The organism is Streptomyces sp. NPDC059166 (assembly GCF_042755185.1).
Lineage (GTDB): Bacteria > Actinomycetota > Actinomycetes > Streptomycetales > Streptomycetaceae > Streptomyces.
Map to the genome: position 1 here is coordinate 1 of NZ_JBHZCI010000008.1, position 18,853 is coordinate 18,853.

The window sequence follows — 18,853 nt, forward strand, 5'->3', positions numbered from 1 at the left end:
GTACTGCAGGGGGGACCCTGTGGGAGAGTAGGACGCCGCCGAACAATTATTCCGGGAAAGCCCCGTGCCCTTGTGGCACGGGGCTTTTCTGCGTTTGCGGGTTGGTCTCGGCCGGCCGGTGATCCCAGCCGTGCACCGGCGGGGGCCGTGATCGTCGTCCTGTCCCTCCGGGCGGACCGCCGGCATCCCCGTTGCCGGCCCCCGGTATGTCGTGACGTACCGTCAGGAAGGTGATGCGCTCGGTGCGGCGCGGACAGGGGGAGAGCCCTGTGTGTCGATAACTGGCCCACGAAGATTGATCTCTTCACAGGATGGTCACTAAAGTCGAGCTCGAACCTTCGCGCGGTCGGTCGCCCATCAGGGTGACCGGCGAAGGGACTGCCGCGTCCGTGACGTGCACGGCGCCGGGGAGTGCCCTACTCAGCCCGGTAAGCGGCTCGAGGAAGAAGGAGCTCGCCTTCGTGGCGTCCCACCGTCGTCCCAAGCAGCCGAGCCGCACCCGTGTCACGGTGTTGACCGTGACCGCCACCGCGGCGGTGGCCCTGACCTCCCAGGCCGCCCATGCCGACCCCAAGCCGACCAAGAGCGAGGTCAAGGCGAAGGTCGACAAGCTCTACCACGAAGCCGAAGAGGCCACCGAGAAGTACAACGGGGCCAAGGAACAGCAGGACGAGCTCAAGAAGCAGGCCGAGGCCCTCCAGGACAAGGTCGCCCGCGGCCAGGACGAGGTCAACGCCCTTCGCAGTGAGCTCGGTCTGGTGGCGACGGCGCAGTACCGCTCCGGTGGTCTGGACCCGTCGGTGCAGCTGTTGCTCTCTTCGGACCCGGACAGCTTCCTCGACCAGGCCTCCGCGATCGACCAGTTGTCGGCCAAGCAGGCCGAGTCACTGCGGAAGATCCAGGCGAAGCAGCGGACGCTCGCGCAGCAACGCAAGGAGGCGCAGGGGAAGCTCGCCGACCTCGACGACGTCCGTAAGACTCTCGGAGCGAACAAGAAGAAGTTCCAGGGCAAGCTGGCCGAGGCGCAGAGGCTGCTCAACACGCTGACGACGGCCGAGCGGGCCAAGATGGCCGAGGACGATCAGCGTGCCAGCCGTGCGGCAGGTGAGCGGGTCGAACTCGGCAACGAGGTTCCCGGTTCGGCCCTCGGGGCGGCTGCGCTCCAGGCGGCCTCCACACGGGTGGGCAAGCCTTACGTCCGTGCCGCCACCGGGCCTGACTCCTTCGACTGCTCGGGCCTGACCCAGTGGGCCTACGCCCAGGCCGGCGCGGACATCACGCGCACCACGTACACGCAGATCAACCAGGGCACACGCATCGGGCGGAGTCAGCTGAAGCCGGGGGATCTCGTGTTCTTCAACAACACCACGCACGTGGGCCTCTACGCGGGCAACAACACCGTGCTGCACGCGCCGTACCCCGGTACGAACGTGCGCTACGAGTCGATGGACACCATCGGTGCCTTCCAGGCGGGCGTGCGGATCTGACGCCGTCCGCTGATCTGGAGCCGTCCGTGGAGGCACGTCCGTGCGTCGGCAGGCGTCCGACGGGCGCCGCACGTGCAGGGCGGGTTCAGCGCGTCTGTCGGGGGCCGTCAGCGCGGGTTCACCAGACGGGCGTCGTAGGCCAGGATGACGGCCTGGATGCGGTCGCGGGAGCCGGTTTTCGCGAGGATCCGGGTGACGTGGGTCTTCACGGTGGATTCGGCGAGGTGGAGTCGGGCGGCGATCTCGCTGTTGGTCCAGCCCTGTCCGATGACGGTGAGGATCTCGTGCTCCCGTTCGGTCAGTGAGGCGAGACGCGGGTCCTCCGAGCCGGTGGCCGCTCCCGGCGCGGGTGGCAGATGGTGGACGTAGGCGTCGAGGAGCCGGCGGGTGAGGCTGGGGGCGACCACGGCGTCGCCGCCGGCGACGGCTCTGATCCCGGAGAGGAGGTCCTCCGGCAGTGCGTCCTTGACGAGGAAGCCGCTGGCTCCGGCCCGAAGGCCCTCATGCGCGTACTCGTCCAGGTCGAAGGTGGTGACGATGAGGACCCGGGTGCGGGAGCCTGACGCGATCACGCGGCGCGTCGCCTCGATGCCGTCGATCCCCGGCATCCGGATGTCCATCAGGGCGACGTCCGGCTGGTGACGGCCGATCAGGCCGATCGCCTGCGCACCGTCGGCCGCCTCTCCGACGACGGTCATGTCGTCCTGGCTCTCCAGCAGCATGCGGTAGCCGAAGCGCTGCATCGCCTGGTCGTCGGCGATCAGTACGGTCGTCACGGGGCGGGGTCCTCCAGAGGAAGGCGGAGTCGTGTCTGCCACCCGCCCTCGGGGCGGGGGCCGGATTCGAGTGTGCCGTGGTACAGACCGGCGCGTTCACGCATCCCGTTGATTCCCCGTCCGCCGGACGGGTTCGGGTGCTGGGCGGGGAGCGAGCGGCCTCCGGTGTCCGTAGCGTGGACCTCGAGGCCCTCGGGTGTGTAGGTCAGGACGATCTCGGCGGTGGCGTCCGGACCGGCGTGCTTCAGGGTGTTGGTCAGGGACTCCTGGACCACCCGGTAGACGGTGAGCTGGTGCCCGGAGGAGGCGGGGACGGACGGAGGTGTGCCGTCGGTGGTCAGCCGTACGGGCAGCCCCGCTTCGCGTACGCCCGTCAGCAGGGTGTCCAGGTCGTCGAGGGAGGGCTGGGGTGCCCGGTCGGCCGCGGGGGCCGAGTCGCTCAGGACGCCCAGTGCGCGCCGCAGGTCCGTGAGGGCCTGGCGGCTGGTGGTGCCGATGGCTTCGAGGGCCTGGGCGGCCCGTTCCGGGTTCCTGGCGGCGGCGTACGCCCCGCCGTCGGCGAGGGAGGTGATGACGGAGAGGTTGTGGCCGATGATGTCGTGCATCTCCCGCGCGATGCGGGCGCGTTCGGCCGCCGCGGACAACTGTGCCTGCTGGTCGCGCTCCCGTTCGAGGCGGTGGGCGCGTTCGACGAGGGCTTCGGTGTACTCCCGGCGGGTGCGCACCACGAGGGCGAGCAGCGCGACCGACACGAATCCCCACAGGTAGGAGACGAGTTGGCGGCTGTCGGCACCGGGTACGACAGCGGCGCCGAGGGTGACGGGGAGGCAGATGAGCGCCCCCGAGCCGGCGAGCGTTCTGAGCGGCAGCCGCAGGCCGATGGTGAAGGCGGGGATCATCTGGAGGAAGGCGACCTGGACGACGGCGCCCGTCCAGACGTTGGCGGCGGAGACGGGGGCCATGAGGAGGAGCAGGGTGACCGGCCGGGTGCGCCGCCACAGCAGGGGCACGGAGAAGCACAGGCTCATCAGCAGCACCAGCGGTTCCGGCGCCGCTGTGTTGCGGGCGACCGTACGCCACCCGCCGCTGGTGTAGTCGAGCACGGCGACGGTGACCCAGAGGGCGGTGACCGTGAGGTCCCAAGGAAGCGGTCTGCGGCGGTCGAAGGCGCGGAGCCGGTGGGCAAGGGCCTGGACCCACCGGGTCAGTGGTGCGGTGTCTGTGTCGGTGTCTGTGCCGTTGGCTTGGAGCCGGGGGCGGGTGTCCGTGCCGTCGCTCACCTTGTCCGCCCTTCGTTCCCGCTCACCGGCTGTCCCCCGCTCCACGGCCCCGCGCGTGTCATGCGTCCTCCTCGGCACCGTGCGGGTCATGCGTCCCGTCGGCGCAGGAGTACGGCGGCCGCGCCCAGGGAGGCCGTGGCCCAGAGGCACAGGGCCAGGAGGGCCGGGCCGGTGTCGGCAGCGCCCGGGATGGGCGTCGCGGAGCCGAGGGCTCCGGCGGCCTGCGTGGGGAAGTATTTCAGGGCGCTGTCCACGGCATCGTACGGAAGCATGCCGAGCACCTCGGGGAGTACCAGGACGCAGCCGATGAAGGCTCCGATGCTGCCGGGCACGGAACGCAGGGCGGCGCCGAGGCCGAGGGCGATGACGCCGAGCAGGGTGATGCCCGCGGAGTTGCCGGCGATCGCTCCGAGGACGCCGGGGTCGGTGAGTGCTGTCGCCTGGTCCGTGTCGCTGAGGAAGGGCTGGGCGGAGGCGAAGGTGACCAGCGCGGTGACCCACATCCAGGCGAAGGACACGGCCGTGAACACGGCTGCCTTGGCCCAGAGGACGGGGAGGCGGCGGGGTACGGCGGTGAGGGTGGCCCGGATCATTCCGGTGGAGTACTCGCCGGCCGTCACGAGGATGCCGAGGACCGTGACGCAGAGCTGGCCGAGCAGGGTGCCGTACAGGACGAGGACGACTGTGTCGATGTCGGAGTCGCCGCCGCCCGAGGTGTAGGTGGTGCCCATGAGGAGGCCGACGCCGAGGACCAGGGCCGATGCCGTCAGGAGCGTGATCCAGGTGGAGCGCAGGGACCAGAGCTTGTGCCACTCGGAGCGCAGGACGCGGCGCGGGGTGAGGGCGTACGGGGTGGTCGCGTACGGGGCGGGTGTGGTCGCGGTGGTCATGCGGGGGCTCCGGTCAGGGGGCGGGCGGCCTGGTAGGCGACGGCGTCCTGGGTGAGGTCCATGAAGGCCTCCTCCAGGGACACGGTCCGTGGGGTGAGCTCGGTGAGCTGGATGGCGTGGTCGGCCGCGGTGCGGCCGATGAATGCGGAATCGGCACCGTGGACCGTGAGTTCTCCCCCGGGCCCGGTGGTGATGCGTACGCCGGGGCCTTCGAGCAGGGTGCGCAGGGTGTCGGCCTGGGGCGTGACGACCTTGACCGACGCCCCACCGGCGGTGCGGGTCAGTTCGGCGACGGTGGTGTCGGCGAGGAGCCGGCCTCGGCCGATGACGATCAGGTGGTCGGCGGTGAGGGCCATCTCGCTCATGAGGTGGGAGGAGACGAGCACCGTCCGCCCCTCCGAGGCGAGCGAGGTGAGGAGGTTGCGGATCCAGCGGACGCCTTCGGGGTCCAGGCCGTTGACCGGTTCGTCGAGGATGAGGGTGGCCGGGTCGCCCAGGAGCGCGGCGGCGATGCCGAGGCGCTGTCCCATGCCGAGGGAGAAGCCCTTGATCCGCTTGCCGGCGACCGAGGTGAGGCCGGCGAGGTCCAGGACGTGTTCGACGCGGCTGCGGGGGATGCCGTGGGTGTGGGCGAGCGCCATGAGGTGGTGGAAGGCGGTCCGCCCCGGGTGGACGGCGCGGGCTTCCAGGAGAGCGCCGACCTCGGTCAGGGGCGCCGGGTGTGTGGTGTAGGCGCGGCCTCCGATGGTGGCCCGGCCGCTCGTGGGGGCGTCCAGTCCGAGGAGCATGCGCATGGTGGTCGATTTGCCGGCGCCGTTCGGGCCGAGGAAGCCGGTCACGGTGCCGGGCCGGACGGTCAGGTCGAGGCCGTGGACGACGGTGGAGTCCCCGTAGCGTTTGGTGAGTTCGTGGGCTCTGATCACCTCACCGACGCTACGGAGACGGTGTGGCGGTGTCGTCCGACCGCGGGCCCGACGTGTTCGTGTGCGGTAGTACCGGGGTGCGACGTGGGCCTCGGGGCGGGCACGGGGCGGGCGGGGCCCGCCGGGGAGTTTCGCGTGCGGGGAGCGGGTCCGGGGTGCGTCCCGAAGATCCACTGCTTCCGGGACATCCATGGGGCCTCTCCCCGTCCAGGTGGAGGTTCGGGGACATGCACGGGGCCTCTCCCCGTCCAGGTGGAGGACCGGGCAGGCCCCGGCCGTAGCGCGCTATCTCGTTTGCCGCACCGGCAGCGGCAGGAGACGATCAACGCATGGACTATGTCGTACGTGCGGTGCGGGCCGACGAGTGGGAGCGGGCCAAGGAGATCCGGCTGACGGGGCTGCGCGATCCGGCCGCCCCGATCGCCTTCCTGGAGACGTACGACCGTGCCGCGGCCCGGCCCGATGCGTTCTGGCAGGAGCGGACGGCGAACGCGGCGTCGGGGGAGCACGTCCGTCAGTTCGTGGCCGAGGCGCCCGACGGCGGATGGGCGGGGACGGTGTCGGTGCTCGTGGAGCGTCCGGGTGCCGAGCCGGGCTTCGGGGAGGCGGCCGAGATGGACCAGGCCCATCTGGTGGGGGTGTTCGTCCGGTCCGAGCACCGGGGGCGGGGAGTGGTGGACGCGTTGTTCCGCGAGGCGATCGACTGGTCCTGGTCCCTGTCCGGGCCGCCCCTGGCGCGGGTGAGGCTCTTCGTCCACGAGGCCAACGCCCGTGCGGCGGCCGCGTACCGCAGGATCGGCTTCGCGCCGACCGGTGGGACGCTGCCCATGGAGGGGGATCCGACCGCGCTGGAGCTCGAGTTCGAGATCCGTCGCCCGCTGCCCGGCGGGGGCGGCTGAGCGGGGAGCCGAGCGATGTCCGCTGCGGCCCGGGCACCGGGGTCAGCGTGTGCCGGGCGCGGACAGGCGGTTCTGCCAGCGTGCGCGGGCCTGTTCCTCGGACCTGAGCCTGACCAGGGCCGGCATCCCCTGGTGGTGCCCGGTGGACAGCAGCTCGGGGAGCTGGGGGAGCGGCGCCACGGCCGCGACGTCGTCGAGGACGAGCGTCATTGGTGGGTCGAGCCGACCGTCGGTTGACCGTGCGGCCATGCGGCGGCCGTGCTCGACCACGTGTGAGGCGAGTGCGGTGAGCAGAGGCATCGCACCCGGGTGGTGGTGAGGATCCTCGATGGGCTCACCGACCACATAGAGCGTTCCCCCCTCACGTGCAAAAGAATCCAGGGAAAGTGCATCAGCTCGAATCGGTGTGCACGCCTCACGGATGTGTACCGAGGACAGCGAGGTGAAGGCACGCACCGTCAGTTCCTGCGCCATCACCCGGCGTTCGGGGTAGGCGGTGAGCGCGGATTCCAGGAGCCCGGCCAGCCCGGAGGCGGCCTTGGGGTGGCTGCGGAGCAGGCGGACCGGTTCGTGACCGCCGGAGCCCGAGGCCCAGCGGTGGACCTGCCGGAAGGGACGGCCGTCCACCGCGGCGGCGTGCAGCCAGCACTGCAGGAGGGTCTGGGCGGTGTCCGCGACGGCGGCATCGGATCTGGCCGGGGGACGTACCGGGGCGAGGAGCGCCGCCGCCCGCGAGGACGCCGTGGCGGGGTCGTCGCAGCCGGCGGTGGGAGCCCAGTGCAGCCGGGCCGGGGTGTCGCAGAGGTGACCCGGGTCGTAGACGAGGACCGGGCCGAGCTTGCTGCGGGCGTCCTTCGTCTCGCCCCAGACACTGGGGTCGGAGGTCACCACGAGGGCGGGGCCCTCGGCGTCCCGGACGGCCTGTACGACGTCGGGCCGACGGGCGGCGGACGCCCCGTAGAGGACGTGCGGTCCGCGCGGTGTGGGCACCAGCGGCGAGGCGCCGGGCGGGTACGCCGCCTGGGGTTCACCGGTGGCAGGGGCGGGTCCGGGCCCGTACGGGGCTCGTGCGGGATCCGGTGCGGCCCGGGTGGTGTACGACGCGGCTCGTGCGGGATCCGGCGTGGAGCCGGTGGCGTACGGGGCCTGTGTGGCAGGAGCCTGCGGGGCGTACGTGGGTGGTGCCTCCGCGGCGTACGTGGGTGGTGCCTCCGCGGCGTACGGGGGCGGTGCCTGCGGGGCGGCGTACGGGGGTGGCGCCTCCGCGGCGTACGGGGTGGACGCCGGGGTTGCCGCCTCGACGGGGGGCGTGCCCCGCTCGGCCCTCGCTGGAGCGCCTTCGGACGTCGGTCCGGAGTGCGCCGCGGGCTCCGGTGCGGTGGGGGCGGCCGTCCGGGCCGTGCCCTGGGCCGTCACGGTCTCCCGGCGGTGGCGGCGGACGAGGCGCCAGCGCGTCACCACTCCCAGCGTGAACACCGTCAGGACGAGGAGCACCATCACCTCCCCGATGAACAGCCCCCAGAACAGGCCGTATCCGGAGAGTGAGGCGGCGGAGGTGCCGGGCCAGGCGCCGGGCAGGTCCGTCGGGTCCGCGGCCAGTGCGCGCAGGGCCAACGGCGTCCGCATGAAGGTGACGCCGTCCGGCCACCCGCCGTGGGCGAACAGCCCGGCGAGCCCCGTCGCCGTCCAGGCCAGGACCGTCAGCGCGAAGAGGAAGGCCAGGAGGCCGATGAGCAGGCCGTCCGGGATTCCGCCCTGGCCCTCGCCGCCGCGCCCGGAACGACCGGAAGACCCTTGCCGTGACACGTCAGGCCACCGTGGACTCGGACGACTCGCTCAGCCGTTGCTGGTGCTCGATCCGCGCCGCACGCTCCTCCGCCTCCAGCTCCGCGGCCCGTACGTCCTCGGGGAGCAGGTCCGCCGTGGAACCCTCGGTCATCGCCCGGTCGGTGAAGACGAGTGGGCGTTCGGCCTCCGTGATCAGGTGCTTGACCACCTGCACGTTGCCGTTGACGTCCCACACGGCGATACCCGGGGTCAGCGTCGGGATGATCTCCACCGCCCATCGGGGCAGGCCGATGACCTTGCCGGTGGCTCTGGCCTCGTCGGCCTTCTGGGCGTAGATCGTGCGGGTCGAGGCCATCTTCAGGATGGCGGCCGCCTCCTTCGCGGCCGCGCCGTCGACGACGTCGCTGAGGTGGTGGACGACCGCCACGAAGGACAGGCCGAGGCGCCGGCCGAACTTCAGGAGCCGCTGGAAGAGCTGGGCGACGAAAGGTGAGTTGATGATGTGCCAGGCCTCCTCGACCAGGAAGATGCGCTTCTTCCGGTCGGGCCTGATCCAGGTGTGCTCCAGCCACACGCCGACGATCGCCATCAGGATCGGCATGGCGATGGAGTTGCGGTCGATGTGAGAGAGGTCGAAGACGATCAGCGGGGCGTCGAGGTCGATGCCGATCGTGGTCGGGCCGTCGAACATCCCGCGCAGGTCACCGTCGACGAGCCGGTCCAGGACCAGGGCGACGTCCAGGCCCCAGGCGCGTACGTCGTCTATGTCGACGTTCATCGCCTCGGCGGACTCGGGCTTCGGGTGGCGCAGCTGCTCCACGATGTCCATCAGGACCGGCTGGCGCTCCGTGATGGTGTCGTTGACGTACGCGTGGGCGACCTTCAGGGCGAAGCCGGACCGTTCGTCCAGCCCGTGGCCCATGGCGACCTCGATGATCGTCCGGAGCAGGGCGAGCTGGCCCGTCGTGGTGATCGACGGGTCGAGCGGGTTCAGCCGGATCCCGTCGTTCAGCGCGGCCGTCGGGTCCAGACGGATGGGGGTGATGCCCAGCTGCTCCGCGATGAGGTTCCACTCGCCCACGCCGTCCTCGCCCTGGGCGTCCAGGACGACGACCTGCCGGTCGCGGAAGCGGAGCTGGCGCAGCACGTACGTCTTCTCCAGTGCCGACTTGCCGTTGCCGGACTCGCCGAGCACCAGCCAGTGCGGGGCGGGCAGCTGCTGGCCGTACAGCTGGAACGGGTCGTAGATGTACCCCTTGCCGGAGTACACCTCGCGTCCGATGATCACGCCGGAGTCGCCGAGGCCGGGCGCGGCGGTCGGCAGATAGACGGCCTGCGCCTGGCCCGTCGAGGTGCGTACCGGGAGCCGGGTCGTCTCCACCTTCCCGAAGAGGAAGGAGGTGAAGGCATCCGACAACGCGGACAGTGGATCTCGCATGGCGTCACTGCCCTCTCGTCAGCGCCGGATGCCGGTGGCGAACGGCAAGGTGTTCACAAAGGCGCGGTGGTGTTCCCTGTCGCACCACTCCAGCTTGAGATACGACTTGCCGGCCGAGGCGCGGATCGTCCGCTTGTCGCGGGCGAGGGCCTCCGGGGAGCGGGACGACACGGTGATGTACCCCACGAGGTTCACCCCGGCCGCTCCGCTCGCCAGATCTTCACCCCGCTGGTCCAGCCTGCCGTGGGCGGCGATGTCGCGGGGGTCGACCGTGCGGTTCATCTTGGCCTGGCGGCTCGCCTCGGCGTCGTCGTTGGTCTTCTCCGTCAGCATCCGCTCGATCGCGATCTCGGTGGGTTCGAGATCCATGGTGACGGCGACCGTGCGGATGACGTCGGGAGTGTGCACGAGCAGCGGCGCGAGGAAGTTCACGCCGACGGGGGTCATCGGCCATTCCTTCACCCAGGCCGTGGAGTGGCACCACGGGGCGCGGGTCGTCGACTCCCGGGTCTTGGCCTGGAGGAACGTGGGCTCGACCGCGTCGAGTTCGGCAGGCCAGGCGTTCCGCTTGGTCATGGCCTGGATGTGGTCGATGGGGTGGTCGGGGTCGTACATCGAGTGCACCAGGGAGGCCAGGCGGCTCTGGCCGAGCGGCTGCCTGACCCTGATGTCGGCCTCGGCGAGCCGGGCGCAGATGTCGGTCAGCTCGCGTGCCATGACGACGGCGAGCCCGGCGTCGCGGTCGAGCTTCCGTCCTCCCTGCGGGCGGACGGCCCGGGCCATGGCGTTGGCCTCGGCGGCGAGTTCGCGGGTGTAGTGCATGCAGGCGACGAGGTAGGCGCGGTGCTGCTCGCTGGAGGTGGAGACCATGGACTGCAGCTGGTCGTACGAATCCTGGAGCCAGGCCGGGGCGGACCTGTCGCCGCGCTGGGCGACGTCCTTGGCGTGGGCGTCCGGGTCGGCGGGGAGCGTACGGGCCAGCATCTGGAGGCGCGTCACGAATCCGTCGCCGTTGGCCACGTGCTTGAGCAGGGTGCCGAAGCGGTCGACGAGGGCCTCCTGGTCCTCGCTGTCACGCAGGCCCACGCCCGGGCCCTCGATCTCGATCGCGGCGGTGACGGTGCGGCGGTCCGCGTGCAGCAGCACGGCGATCTCGTCCGGCCCGAACGGTGCCGCCAGCCAGCTGATCCGGCCGATGCCGGGCGGAGGCCCGATCTCCACCTCGCGCCCGTCGGCGCCGATCCCGGCCTCCATGGCGGCGGACCGGTAGGCGGTGCCCTTGCGGAGGGTGCGCTTGAAGCTGCGGTTGATCTCGAACCACTTGTAGAAGGTGCGCCCCTTGTAGGGGACGTACACGACGGCGAGGGCGAGCATGGGGAAGCCGACCAGCGCCACGATCCGCAGGGAGAGCGTCGGGATGAGCAGTCCGCTCATCATGCCGAGGAACGCTCCGGTGATGATCAGCGCGATCTCGCCCGTCTCACGGTTCTTGCCGACGATCGCGTTCGGCCGGGCGCGGCCGATGAGATACGTACGGCGGGGTGCGATCGTGTGGGCCTGGGTCGTCACCGCCCTCCACCTCCTGTGCTCGTGTTACCTGTGCTGCCTGGTCCGCCGGCTCGCGGGGAGCGGCTGCCGTGGGGAGTGCCGGAGGTGGGCCCCGAGGCGGTACGGGGCGAGGGGGCGGTGGAGCTGCCGGAACCGCGGGAGCTGTGTGCGGCGACGCCGCCGCTGACCGGGTTGGAGGGGCGTGCGCCGCCACCGCTGCTGCCGCCGTCCCCGCCGCTGCGGCCGCTGTGGGTCTTGATGCCCTGGGAGACGAGTGCGGCGGGGGAGCTGATCAGGGCGGCGGCCTGGGAACCGTCGGTGGCCTGCTTGCGGTTGGTACGGGCCCCCTGGATCTCGTCGCCGAAGCCGGGGACGAAGCGGTAGATCATGGCGGAGGCGAAGATGGCCAGCAGGATGATCGCCAGTCCGGAGACGACGGCGGAGAAGGCGTTGGGCCCGTCGTCGGCGGAGAGCGCCCCGGCGAGGCCGAGGACGATGACGATGACGGGCTTCACCATGATCACCGCGATCATGATGCCCGCCCAGCGGCGGACGTGGCCCCACATGTTCTTGTCGACGAGGCCGGAGTAGACGACCACGCCGAGCAGGGCGCCGACGTAGAGCAGGGCGGCCCGGATTACCAGCTCCAGCCACAGGATGCCGGCGGCGAGGATCGACACGAGCGAGACGACGATCAGCATGACGGGCCCGCCGCCGATGTCGGTGCCCTTCTTGAGTGCCTCGGCGAACGACCCGAAGAAGACGTCGTTCTGTCCGCCGGTGGCGGTCGAGATGACCTCGGTGACGCCGTCGGTGGCCGAGACGACCACGTACAGGATGAGCGGGGTGAAGGCGGAGGCCAGCACCGTGAGCCAGAGGAAGCCGACGGCCTCGGAGATCGCGGTGGTGAAGGGGACGCCCCTGATGGCGCGCTTGGCTACGGCGAAGAGCCACAGGACGAGCGTGAGGATGGTCGAGGCGGCGAAGACCACCGCGTACTGCAGGCGGAAGGTCGAGTTGGTGAAGTCGACGGTCGCGGTGCTGTCGACGGCCTTGCTGAGCTCGCGCACGAGGTACGCGGCGGCGTCGGCGCAGCCGCGGGCCAGGGAGGTCAGGGGGTCAAGGGCGTCGTCCACGGGGGGTGTGGAGCGAGCCGTTCCACCGCCGCCGTCACAGTAGTCGCGCGCTGGCCCAGCGATGAGTTCGCAGGGGTCGCTGCTGGTGGATGGAGAGGGCGTGGGACTTGGATCCGCTACGGCACGTGTGGCAAGTGCGAGGAGTGACACCTGTAGGGCGGCCAGCACCCCGAAGAGTGCACCTGGACGATTGCGGAGGCTACCGAGCATAGGTGAACCCTCCGAACTGAGTGACAGCATCGGCGATCTCGGTAGATCCTGAGACAGGGTTGTCGCCAGTCACCGGCGTTGGGCCTTCCTTCTGGCCGGTGTCAAGGATCTTCCAGTCGTTCCCATCCCAAGTCAGGGTGAAGGAGACCGTAAACCAGCCGTTCGTTACTGGTTTAGTTGAACTGTCACCTGCGAGGCCAAACAGGCCGGAGCACCAGACTTCGATTCGGGCTGTCGCTTCCGAGTAGTTCAGGACCTTCGTACCTGCTGGGAGCGTGCGGTTGACGAAAGTCGAGCCCGCAGGGGCGACTCCGTCCTCACTAAGCCCGATCTGCATCGCGAACTCTTCTGAGTAGTCCGCGTCGAAGCCGGCCTGCAGTTCATCAATCTTGCTGGAGTCTGTGATCGCTTGCACGATGGCGTGGCGTCGGTCTGGATTGAACATGTCCGCCGACCCCAGCGCCACCGCATAGTTCGCCGCCGCGCTCTGCGCCCCCTGCTGGTCGTGTGCGAACCCGGAGGCGATGGAGCCGGTCTTACCCTGGACGGGCTTCGTGCCCGTCGCGGCCGTGGCGTTCGAGCCGGCTTGCGGCTTCTTCTCGCTGCCGCCGCCGGAGCTGTCGCCCCCGCCCTGGTTCGCGAACGCGATCGCGGCGATCAGCAGGACGACCACGCCCACCGCCATGATCAGCGAGCGGGAGGTCCTGGCGGGGCGTCGGCCGTAGGCGTCGCCGTCGTCCCCACCGCCCCCGGGCATGCGGGTGCGGGTCTGGCGGGTTCCGCCGAGGGTGCTGTACGCGTCTGCGGAGCGGTTGCCCGGATCGTCGGAGCCCCAGCCGCGCTCGTCGTCCATGCTCATGCCGCGTACGTCCCCTCAGCCGTGTGCAGTGCCTCGTGGTACGACGGTAGCGCTGCTGGTTTCCGCGTGGATGCGGTGTGGTGACGTGACATCAGGAGACGCAACCTCTGCCGGTGGGCACGACGGACGGGTGGGTGGGCTGGGTGGACGAGCCCGAGGAAGGCTCCCGGGCTGACCGGCTGACCGGATGACCGGATGGCTGGCCGGTCGACTGACCTCCGGTCAGACGGCCATGCCGTACACGATGGTGAACAGCGTGCCCAGTGATCCGATGATGAAGACGCCGGTGAGCCCCGCCACGATGAGCCCCTTGCCCTGCTCGGCGCTGAAGGTGTCGCGGAGTGCCGTCGCGCCGATGCGCTGCTTCGCCGCACCCCAGATCGCGATGCCGAGGCAGAGCAGGATGGCTACCGCCATCACCACTTCGATCATGATGCGTGCCTCGTTGCCCAGGGTTCCGAACGGCCCCCAGTTCGGGGCGATTCCGCCGATGATGGTGGTGATGTCGCCCTTTTCAGCTGCCAGGATCATGTAAGTCACCGCCCCTGTTGGGTAGTTCGCCTTCCGCGTCGTGCGACACGGTTCGGTCCCTATCTTCGCTGATGAAACCGGCATCGCACGACGCCTTCCCGGGTCTCTTTACCCGGATCTCGCACGTTTGACCGGAGGGGCCGCCCTGACCTGCGGCTCCTGCGGGAATCTGCCCGCATATGCATGGTTACTCTGTGTATCACGCGGTGTGACGGCTAGCAACGACGGTGGCCATGGTTCCGGATGCGGTTGGCGCGTTCACCGATGGCGGCGTATTCGCACGCGCTGTTCGAGAGTGGATGTGCGCCGGTGGGCTTCCGCCGGCGCCCCGTCAGGTGGGCCAGTGAGAAAGGGTGTCGGCCCGTCCGCCCGGAGTCGGGGGAGCGGCTGGAGTCCGCGCTGCCCCCGGCCCCGTCAGGCGGAGAGGAGAGTCAGATCCTCGGCGGTGAGTCGCAGGGCGCCGGCCGCGATGTTCTCCGCGAGGTGGTCGGGGTTTCCGGTCCCCGGGATGGCGAGTACGTGTGGTCCCTGACGGAGCGTCCACGCCAGGCGTACCTGGGCGACCGTCGCCCCGTGTGTCCGGGCGACGGATCGCAGCGCCTCGTCGCCGGGGTCGGCTCCTCCGCCGTCCTGGCCGTTCCCGGTGATGGAGTAGAAGGGGACGAAGGCGATGCCTTGCTCCCCGCAGGAGCGCAGGAGCTCGTGCTGCTCGGGAGGGGCGTCGAGGCTGTACCTGTTCTGGACGCAGACCACCGGGGCGATGCCCTGGGCCTCGGCGAGTTGATCCCGGGTGGTGTTGGAGATGCCCAGGTGGCGGATGAGGCCGGCTTCGCGCAGCTCGGCGAGGGCGCCGAAGTGCTCGGCGACGGGCAGTGTCCCGTGGTTGCGGGCGATGCGCAGGTTGACGACGTCCAGGTGGTCGCGGCCGAGCTGGCGCAGGTTCTCCTCGACCTGCCCCCGCAGCTGGTCCGGGGTGGCCCAGACCCAGTGACCGGAGAGATCGCGGCCCGGGCCGACCTTGGTGGTGATGACCAGGTCGTCGGCGTAGGGGGCGAGCGCGCTGTTGATGAGCTCGTTGGCGGACCTCAGCGGGGAGAAGTAGAAGGCTGCGGTGTCCACGTGGTTCACACCGAGTTCGAGGGCCCGCCGAAGGACGGTCATCGCACGGTCCCGGTCACTGCTGGATCCCCGTGAGAAGGCAGCGCCGTCCTGCGTCAGGCGCATCGCACCGAAGCCGATGCGATTGACCGTCAGGTCGCCGAGCCTCCAGGTGCCGGCAGCTGCGGCGTCGATCGTTTCAGAGGGTGAGGTCATCATCGGATTGTCGCACCGGTCGCCCGTGGGTGGGCTGTTCACCGATCCCCCGTTCGATGCCCGGGAGAGGCGACAGCACCCGTGCTCGCCGATGAGCGGAGTGCCGAACCAGGCGCCGAACCACAATCCGCGAGTTACTGGATGCTCCAGCGGTGCGGATGGTCAGGATCGGTTGGGCAGGCGAAGACGTTGAGTTCACCGAATCTGCCCACGGTGACTTCGGTGGGAGTGGCGCACCGGTAGGGCGGCTCCTGGTCTTCCAGCGGCTTCCAGCTGCCGCTGCCTCCGTCCCACTCGGAGCTGTCGACGGTCAGCAGGAGGCGCATCGGCGTCCTGCAGGTCCGGCAGTCCATGGGGTAGGGGTCGGTGGCGTGCCAGGAGGCGAAGCCGCCGACGCGCCAGCCGGGTGGGATGGACAGGTCGTACTGGTAGCCGATCGGCTCGCCGGCGTTCTCGTCCGTCGAGTGCTCGGCCTCCTCCTCGGCCTCCTCCTGGGCTTCGTCCCAGGCGTCGATCCGAGCACACAGGTCTTCGGGCAGTAGGCCGGCGAACGGGTAGGTGACCACCTGCTCCGGGTGCAGGACGCAGGGCTCGGGAACGAACCCGTCCGCCCCGACGACCAGAGGCAGCGGCTGCGGTGCCAGCACCTCGCCGACCTCCGCCGACCGCCTCCAGCGCAGCTGCAGTTCCAGGTCGTGCCGGCCCGGGCCGTGGGCGTCGAAGGGGCACCAGAACACCTGGAGCAGGTCGCAGCCGTCCGGCCCGTCCGGAAGGTCGGGGACATCCCGCCGGTACAACTGCGCCAGGCCGATCATCGGCAGCGGATCCGTCTCCGATGCCCCGGGGATCCGGTGCCTTCGGTTCAGCTCCTTCAGCAGCTCCCGTTCCTCGTCGGTCGGGCCGGGGGCCTGGTCGCGGGCCCACGCTGTGGTCAGCACCCGGCGGTACCGGTGGATGTCGGCAGGGCGCCGACCCCGTCCTCGGCTGTGCGCCTCACCGCACACCGGCCACGGCTCGTCCGCAGGCCACAGCATCGGACCGCCCACCGAACTGGCCGATACCAGCGGGCTGCCCGGCCGCGGGTGGAGCCGCGTCGTCGTGCCCCGGTAGGCGGCCAGTTCCGGGAAGAGCGCCTCGACATCGATCGGGCGTGGGGGCGTGGTCCTCGACATGGAAGACGACGCTAGTCACTCGACGGCCTCGGCCATCGAGCACCCCCGTGAGTAGCTTCGGCCGAACCCCCCGTCGTCGGCCGGAACCCCGTCGTCGGCGGGCGTCACGGCTGAGCTGAACCGTGCGGACGGCATCTGGACCCAACGGCACAGGAGCCCGGCCGAGCAGGTCCGGCAACGGTCCTCGCGGCAGCAGCGCTACCTGCTGATGCGCGGCCCGGTGTCGCGGACGACCCGTGCCAGGGCTCGCACCGGTTCCGACTCGCCTGCCGTCGGCCAGATCAGCACCCAGCTGACCAGAGGTGCGTCCAGGAGGCGGAGATAGCGGAGACCGTGCCACGGGTAGTAGCGGGCAGCCAGGCTGTGAACGAGGCAGACCACGTCGCTGACCGCCACCACGGCAGCGATCTCCTGGAAGGTGGAAACCCTGGGGCCGCGCCGGATGGGTCTGCCCTTCGGGGTGTGGGTGGGCACGAGGGTCTGCTGCCAGTACTCGGGGGTCGGCTCGGGGGAGTGGGGCAGGACCCAGTCGGCGAGGTCCTCCATGCCGACCGCCTCGCGGGCGGTGAGGGGGTGGTCGGCGGCGACCATGAGCCTCAGCGGTTCGGTGACCAGCACCGGGCCGACCGTGAGGTCCGGCTCACGAACGGGGAGCCAGGCGCTGGCCACTTCGACGGACCCGTCCCTGAGGGGGCCGAAGGGATTCGCGAAGTTGATCTCCTGGATGTGGAGGTCGACCTCGGGGTGCCGCGCGCGGAACGAATCGATGACTTCGGCCTGGTCGAGTGCCTGAGGCCCGTGGAGCCCAAGCCTCAGAGTGCTGGTGGTGCCGCGTGCGGCGGCACTGGCCGCTCGGGTGCCGTCGAGGATCCGCTGGTAGCCGGCGCCGACGTCGTCACGCAGCCGGGCGCCGATCGGCGTCAGCTCGACGTGGCGACTGCTGCGGCTGAAGAGCCGGGCGCCGATCTGACGCTCCTGCTTGGCGATCGCCTGACTCACCCGGGCCTGTGAGACGTGGAGTCGAGTGGCGGTCCGGCCGAAGTGAAGCTCCTCGGCCAGCGTCAGGAAGATCTCGATGTCTCGCAGCTCCATGAGCGTGCCACCTGCCTCCCCTCGATAACCGCTGAGTTATCAAACCATATGCAGACGCCGGTTGTTCGGGTGGCGGACGCTGCTCATCCTGGGAGGAGACGGCCACGGTCGCCCGCCCGTACGGTCGCGACCGCGCCGGTGGCCCAGCGGTGCGACCGCGTGCATGTAGGACAGGACGGGGAGACGGATTATGCGGCTGCGCGGCATGCTCGTGGCGAGTGCGGCGATCGTGGTCATGGCGGCGGCCGGAGGCTGTGGCGACGGGGAGAGCGGCGGAAGCGGTGCGTCGAACGACGGCTACGGGCAGTCCGCCGGCAGTGGGGGGCGCCTCATGGACGCCGAACCCCCGGGGCCTCCCAGTGCGCCCACGATGGCCGACATCGAGACCTTCGTCAGCCGGCGAACCACCTGCACGGGTCTGGAGATCAGGACGGAGCCCGATGACGACATCCCCGAGGAGACCGGCGCCACCTGGGGGATCAAGGAGCGCGCGACCTGCTTCAACGTCAAGGGCAACTACGTCAGGCTCATGGCCGTCGACGACATGCGAAGCTTCCAGACACAGGCGAAAAGGGTGGGCGGCGGCTATCTGGTGGGGAAGGACTTCGCCGTCGACAGCCACACGTCCTTGACCCGGGACGACTTCAAGGACTCGGGCCTCCTCCAGCTCGTCTGTGACCCGGAGACGCAGATTCCCAGCGGTTACAAGAAGCAGAAGGCGCTCGTGGAGGGGTGCACGCTCACTGACTTCATCTCCTGACCGTCGTGCGAGCGGTCGTACGAGCGTGGTCCCGGGTGCGCGGGGGGCATCCGGGACCGCCCCTCCCTCCGTGTGCCGGAGGGCGGGGGACGGCCGGTCGGTCGGGTGTGTGTGATGCGTGCGTCAGACCTGGGTCGGGTTCTTGCACATCCACGGGTACAGGGGAATGCCGCCCTTGCCGAGCAGCTGCCAGTACATGGCCTTACGCGTGTTGGGGCCGTAGACACCGTCGACGGCGCTGCCCGTGAAGCCGAGCTGGTTCTTCTGCAGCAGCTTGACGGCCTTGACCGTGCCCGCGCCGTACACGCCGTCGACCCCGCCGCTGTTCCGGATCGCGTCGTAGGCGGCCGTGCCGGAGTAACAGGTCATGATCGCGTCCTGCAGCGCCTTGACCGCGGACTTCGAGCCGGTGCCGAGCTTCAGGTTGCAGCTGAGCCCGCTGCTGGAGTGCGAAGGAACCTTCACGTACTCAAAGTTGCCCGTGTACACCGTCTTCGTGGTGTTGCACGCGCTGTACGTGGCGGCCTGGGCGGATGTGCCGGTGGCGACGGCCAGTGACAGTGACGCGGCGGTCATCGCCCCTGCCGTCAGCATGACCTGCAGCTTGCGAGAGAGGATGCGCATGTTCTGCCCGTTCCGTTGCGGCGCCCCGGGTGTGGGACGTCCTGACGGCCTGGACTCTAGGCGCGACAGGACCGCTCGACGATGGAGGATGCCATTCCGGTGATCAACTCTGATCGATTCGTCAAA

General features: G+C 70.3%; 17 protein-coding genes. 3 read left to right on the forward strand and 14 right to left on the reverse strand.

Translation table 11 applies throughout. The features are described 5' to 3' along the window. Positions 1-461 precede the first annotated feature (461 nt). On the forward strand, positions 462-1,487 hold the full coding sequence (locus ACFXOA_RS07970) for an NlpC/P60 family protein (protein WP_385023817.1): 1,026 nt from the start codon (positions 462-464) through the stop codon (positions 1,485-1,487). Positions 1,488-1,594: 107 nt separating this feature from the next. Here the strand turns inward: ACFXOA_RS07970 and ACFXOA_RS07975 are convergent, their stop codons facing one another. From ACFXOA_RS07975 to ACFXOA_RS07990, 4 genes are all read right to left on the reverse strand, one after another. After that, positions 1,595-2,263, reverse strand: coding sequence for a response regulator (locus tag ACFXOA_RS07975; protein ID WP_385023819.1), 669 nt, complete (start codon positions 2,261-2,263; stop codon positions 1,595-1,597). Beyond that, positions 2,260-3,543, reverse strand: coding sequence for a sensor histidine kinase (locus ACFXOA_RS07980; protein ID WP_385023821.1), 1,284 nt, complete (start codon positions 3,541-3,543; stop codon positions 2,260-2,262). The genes ACFXOA_RS07975 and ACFXOA_RS07980 overlap by 4 nt, the downstream gene beginning before the upstream one ends. A gap of 86 nt (positions 3,544-3,629) precedes the next feature. Further along, positions 3,630-4,433: an ABC transporter permease gene (locus tag ACFXOA_RS07985; RefSeq protein WP_385023823.1), complete on the reverse strand. Its 804-nt coding sequence runs from the start codon at positions 4,431-4,433 to the stop codon at positions 3,630-3,632. Beyond that, positions 4,430-5,356 carry an ABC transporter ATP-binding protein gene (locus ACFXOA_RS07990; RefSeq protein ID WP_385023825.1) on the reverse strand — a complete coding sequence of 309 codons (927 nt, stop codon included), beginning with the start codon at positions 5,354-5,356 and terminating at the stop codon, positions 4,430-4,432. Before ACFXOA_RS07990 ends, ACFXOA_RS07985 begins: the two co-directional genes overlap by 4 nt. 329 nt (positions 5,357-5,685) lie before the next feature. Between ACFXOA_RS07990 and ACFXOA_RS07995 the strand changes: the two genes are divergently transcribed. Next, positions 5,686-6,255 carry a GNAT family N-acetyltransferase gene (locus ACFXOA_RS07995; RefSeq protein ID WP_385023827.1) on the forward strand — a complete coding sequence of 190 codons (570 nt, stop codon included), beginning with the start codon at positions 5,686-5,688 and terminating at the stop codon, positions 6,253-6,255. Positions 6,256-6,297: 42 nt separating this feature from the next. On the opposite strand, the gene ACFXOA_RS08000 is transcribed toward ACFXOA_RS07995, so the two are convergent. From ACFXOA_RS08000 to ACFXOA_RS08040, 9 genes are all read right to left on the reverse strand, one after another. Next, a complete protein-coding gene (locus ACFXOA_RS08000) occupies positions 6,298-8,061 on the reverse strand; it encodes a type VI secretion protein (RefSeq protein WP_385023829.1) in 1,764 nt (587 codons plus the stop codon). A gap of 1 nt (position 8,062) precedes the next feature. Continuing rightward, on the reverse strand, positions 8,063-9,481 hold the full coding sequence (locus ACFXOA_RS08005; protein ID WP_385023831.1) for an ATP-binding protein: 1,419 nt from the start codon (positions 9,479-9,481) through the stop codon (positions 8,063-8,065). A gap of 18 nt (positions 9,482-9,499) precedes the next feature. Next, a complete protein-coding gene (locus tag ACFXOA_RS08010) occupies positions 9,500-11,050 on the reverse strand; it encodes an SCO6880 family protein (RefSeq protein WP_385023833.1) in 1,551 nt (516 codons plus the stop codon). After that, entirely contained in the window at positions 11,047-12,375 is a 1,329-nt protein-coding gene (locus ACFXOA_RS08015; RefSeq protein ID WP_385023835.1) for a hypothetical protein, read from the reverse strand. The genes ACFXOA_RS08010 and ACFXOA_RS08015 overlap by 4 nt, the downstream gene beginning before the upstream one ends. Next, on the reverse strand, positions 12,365-13,234 hold the full coding sequence (locus ACFXOA_RS08020) for a hypothetical protein (protein ID WP_385023837.1): 870 nt from the start codon (positions 13,232-13,234) through the stop codon (positions 12,365-12,367). Before ACFXOA_RS08020 ends, ACFXOA_RS08015 begins: the two co-directional genes overlap by 11 nt. 222 nt (positions 13,235-13,456) lie before the next feature. Beyond that, on the reverse strand, positions 13,457-13,765 hold the full coding sequence (locus ACFXOA_RS08025) for a hypothetical protein (protein ID WP_014047394.1): 309 nt from the start codon (positions 13,763-13,765) through the stop codon (positions 13,457-13,459). A 414-nt stretch (positions 13,766-14,179) separates the two neighbouring features. Beyond that, positions 14,180-15,082 (reverse strand): aldo/keto reductase, encoded by a 903-nt coding sequence (locus tag ACFXOA_RS08030; protein WP_385024180.1) that lies wholly within the window; start codon positions 15,080-15,082, stop codon positions 14,180-14,182. A 131-nt stretch (positions 15,083-15,213) separates the two neighbouring features. Beyond that, entirely contained in the window at positions 15,214-16,251 is a 1,038-nt protein-coding gene (locus tag ACFXOA_RS08035; protein WP_385023839.1) for a hypothetical protein, read from the reverse strand. 198 nt (positions 16,252-16,449) lie between these two features. Continuing rightward, the gene (locus ACFXOA_RS08040) at positions 16,450-17,343 is read right to left on the reverse strand and encodes a LysR substrate-binding domain-containing protein (RefSeq protein WP_385023841.1); all 894 of its coding nucleotides are present in this window, start codon (positions 17,341-17,343) and stop codon (positions 16,450-16,452) included. A 190-nt stretch (positions 17,344-17,533) separates the two neighbouring features. Here ACFXOA_RS08040 and ACFXOA_RS08045 point away from each other — a divergent pair, with 190 nt between their 5' ends. Next, positions 17,534-18,103, forward strand: coding sequence for a hypothetical protein (locus ACFXOA_RS08045; protein ID WP_385023843.1), 570 nt, complete (start codon positions 17,534-17,536; stop codon positions 18,101-18,103). 123 nt (positions 18,104-18,226) lie between these two features. On the opposite strand, the gene ACFXOA_RS08050 is transcribed toward ACFXOA_RS08045, so the two are convergent. After that, complete coding sequence (locus tag ACFXOA_RS08050) at positions 18,227-18,727, reverse strand: peptidoglycan-binding protein (protein WP_385023845.1); 501 nt, start codon at positions 18,725-18,727, stop codon at positions 18,227-18,229. Positions 18,728-18,853: the final 126 nt, after the last annotated feature.

Bases quoted from the DNA above. Each gene is read 5' to 3' on its own strand.
- ACFXOA_RS07985 (WP_385023823.1), bottom strand. From the start codon at position 4,433: ATGACCACCGCGACCACACCCGCCCCGTACGCGACCACCCCGTACGCC.
- ACFXOA_RS07995 (WP_385023827.1), top strand. From the start codon at position 5,686: ATGGACTATGTCGTACGTGCGGTGCGGGCCGACGAGTGGGAGCGGGCC.
- ACFXOA_RS08005 (WP_385023831.1), bottom strand. From the start codon at position 9,481: ATGCGAGATCCACTGTCCGCGTTGTCGGATGCCTTCACCTCCTTCCTC.
- ACFXOA_RS08015 (WP_385023835.1), bottom strand. From the start codon at position 12,375: ATGCTCGGTAGCCTCCGCAATCGTCCAGGTGCACTCTTCGGGGTGCTG.
- ACFXOA_RS08020 (WP_385023837.1), bottom strand. From the start codon at position 13,234: ATGAGCATGGACGACGAGCGCGGCTGGGGCTCCGACGATCCGGGCAAC.
- ACFXOA_RS08025 (WP_014047394.1), bottom strand. From the start codon at position 13,765: ATGATCCTGGCAGCTGAAAAGGGCGACATCACCACCATCATCGGCGGA.
- ACFXOA_RS08030 (WP_385024180.1), bottom strand. From the start codon at position 15,082: ATGATGACCTCACCCTCTGAAACGATCGACGCCGCAGCTGCCGGCACC.
- ACFXOA_RS08035 (WP_385023839.1), bottom strand. From the start codon at position 16,251: ATGTCGAGGACCACGCCCCCACGCCCGATCGATGTCGAGGCGCTCTTC.
- ACFXOA_RS08040 (WP_385023841.1), bottom strand. From the start codon at position 17,343: ATGGAGCTGCGAGACATCGAGATCTTCCTGACGCTGGCCGAGGAGCTT.
- ACFXOA_RS08045 (WP_385023843.1), top strand. From the start codon at position 17,534: ATGCGGCTGCGCGGCATGCTCGTGGCGAGTGCGGCGATCGTGGTCATG.
- ACFXOA_RS08050 (WP_385023845.1), bottom strand. From the start codon at position 18,727: ATGCGCATCCTCTCTCGCAAGCTGCAGGTCATGCTGACGGCAGGGGCG.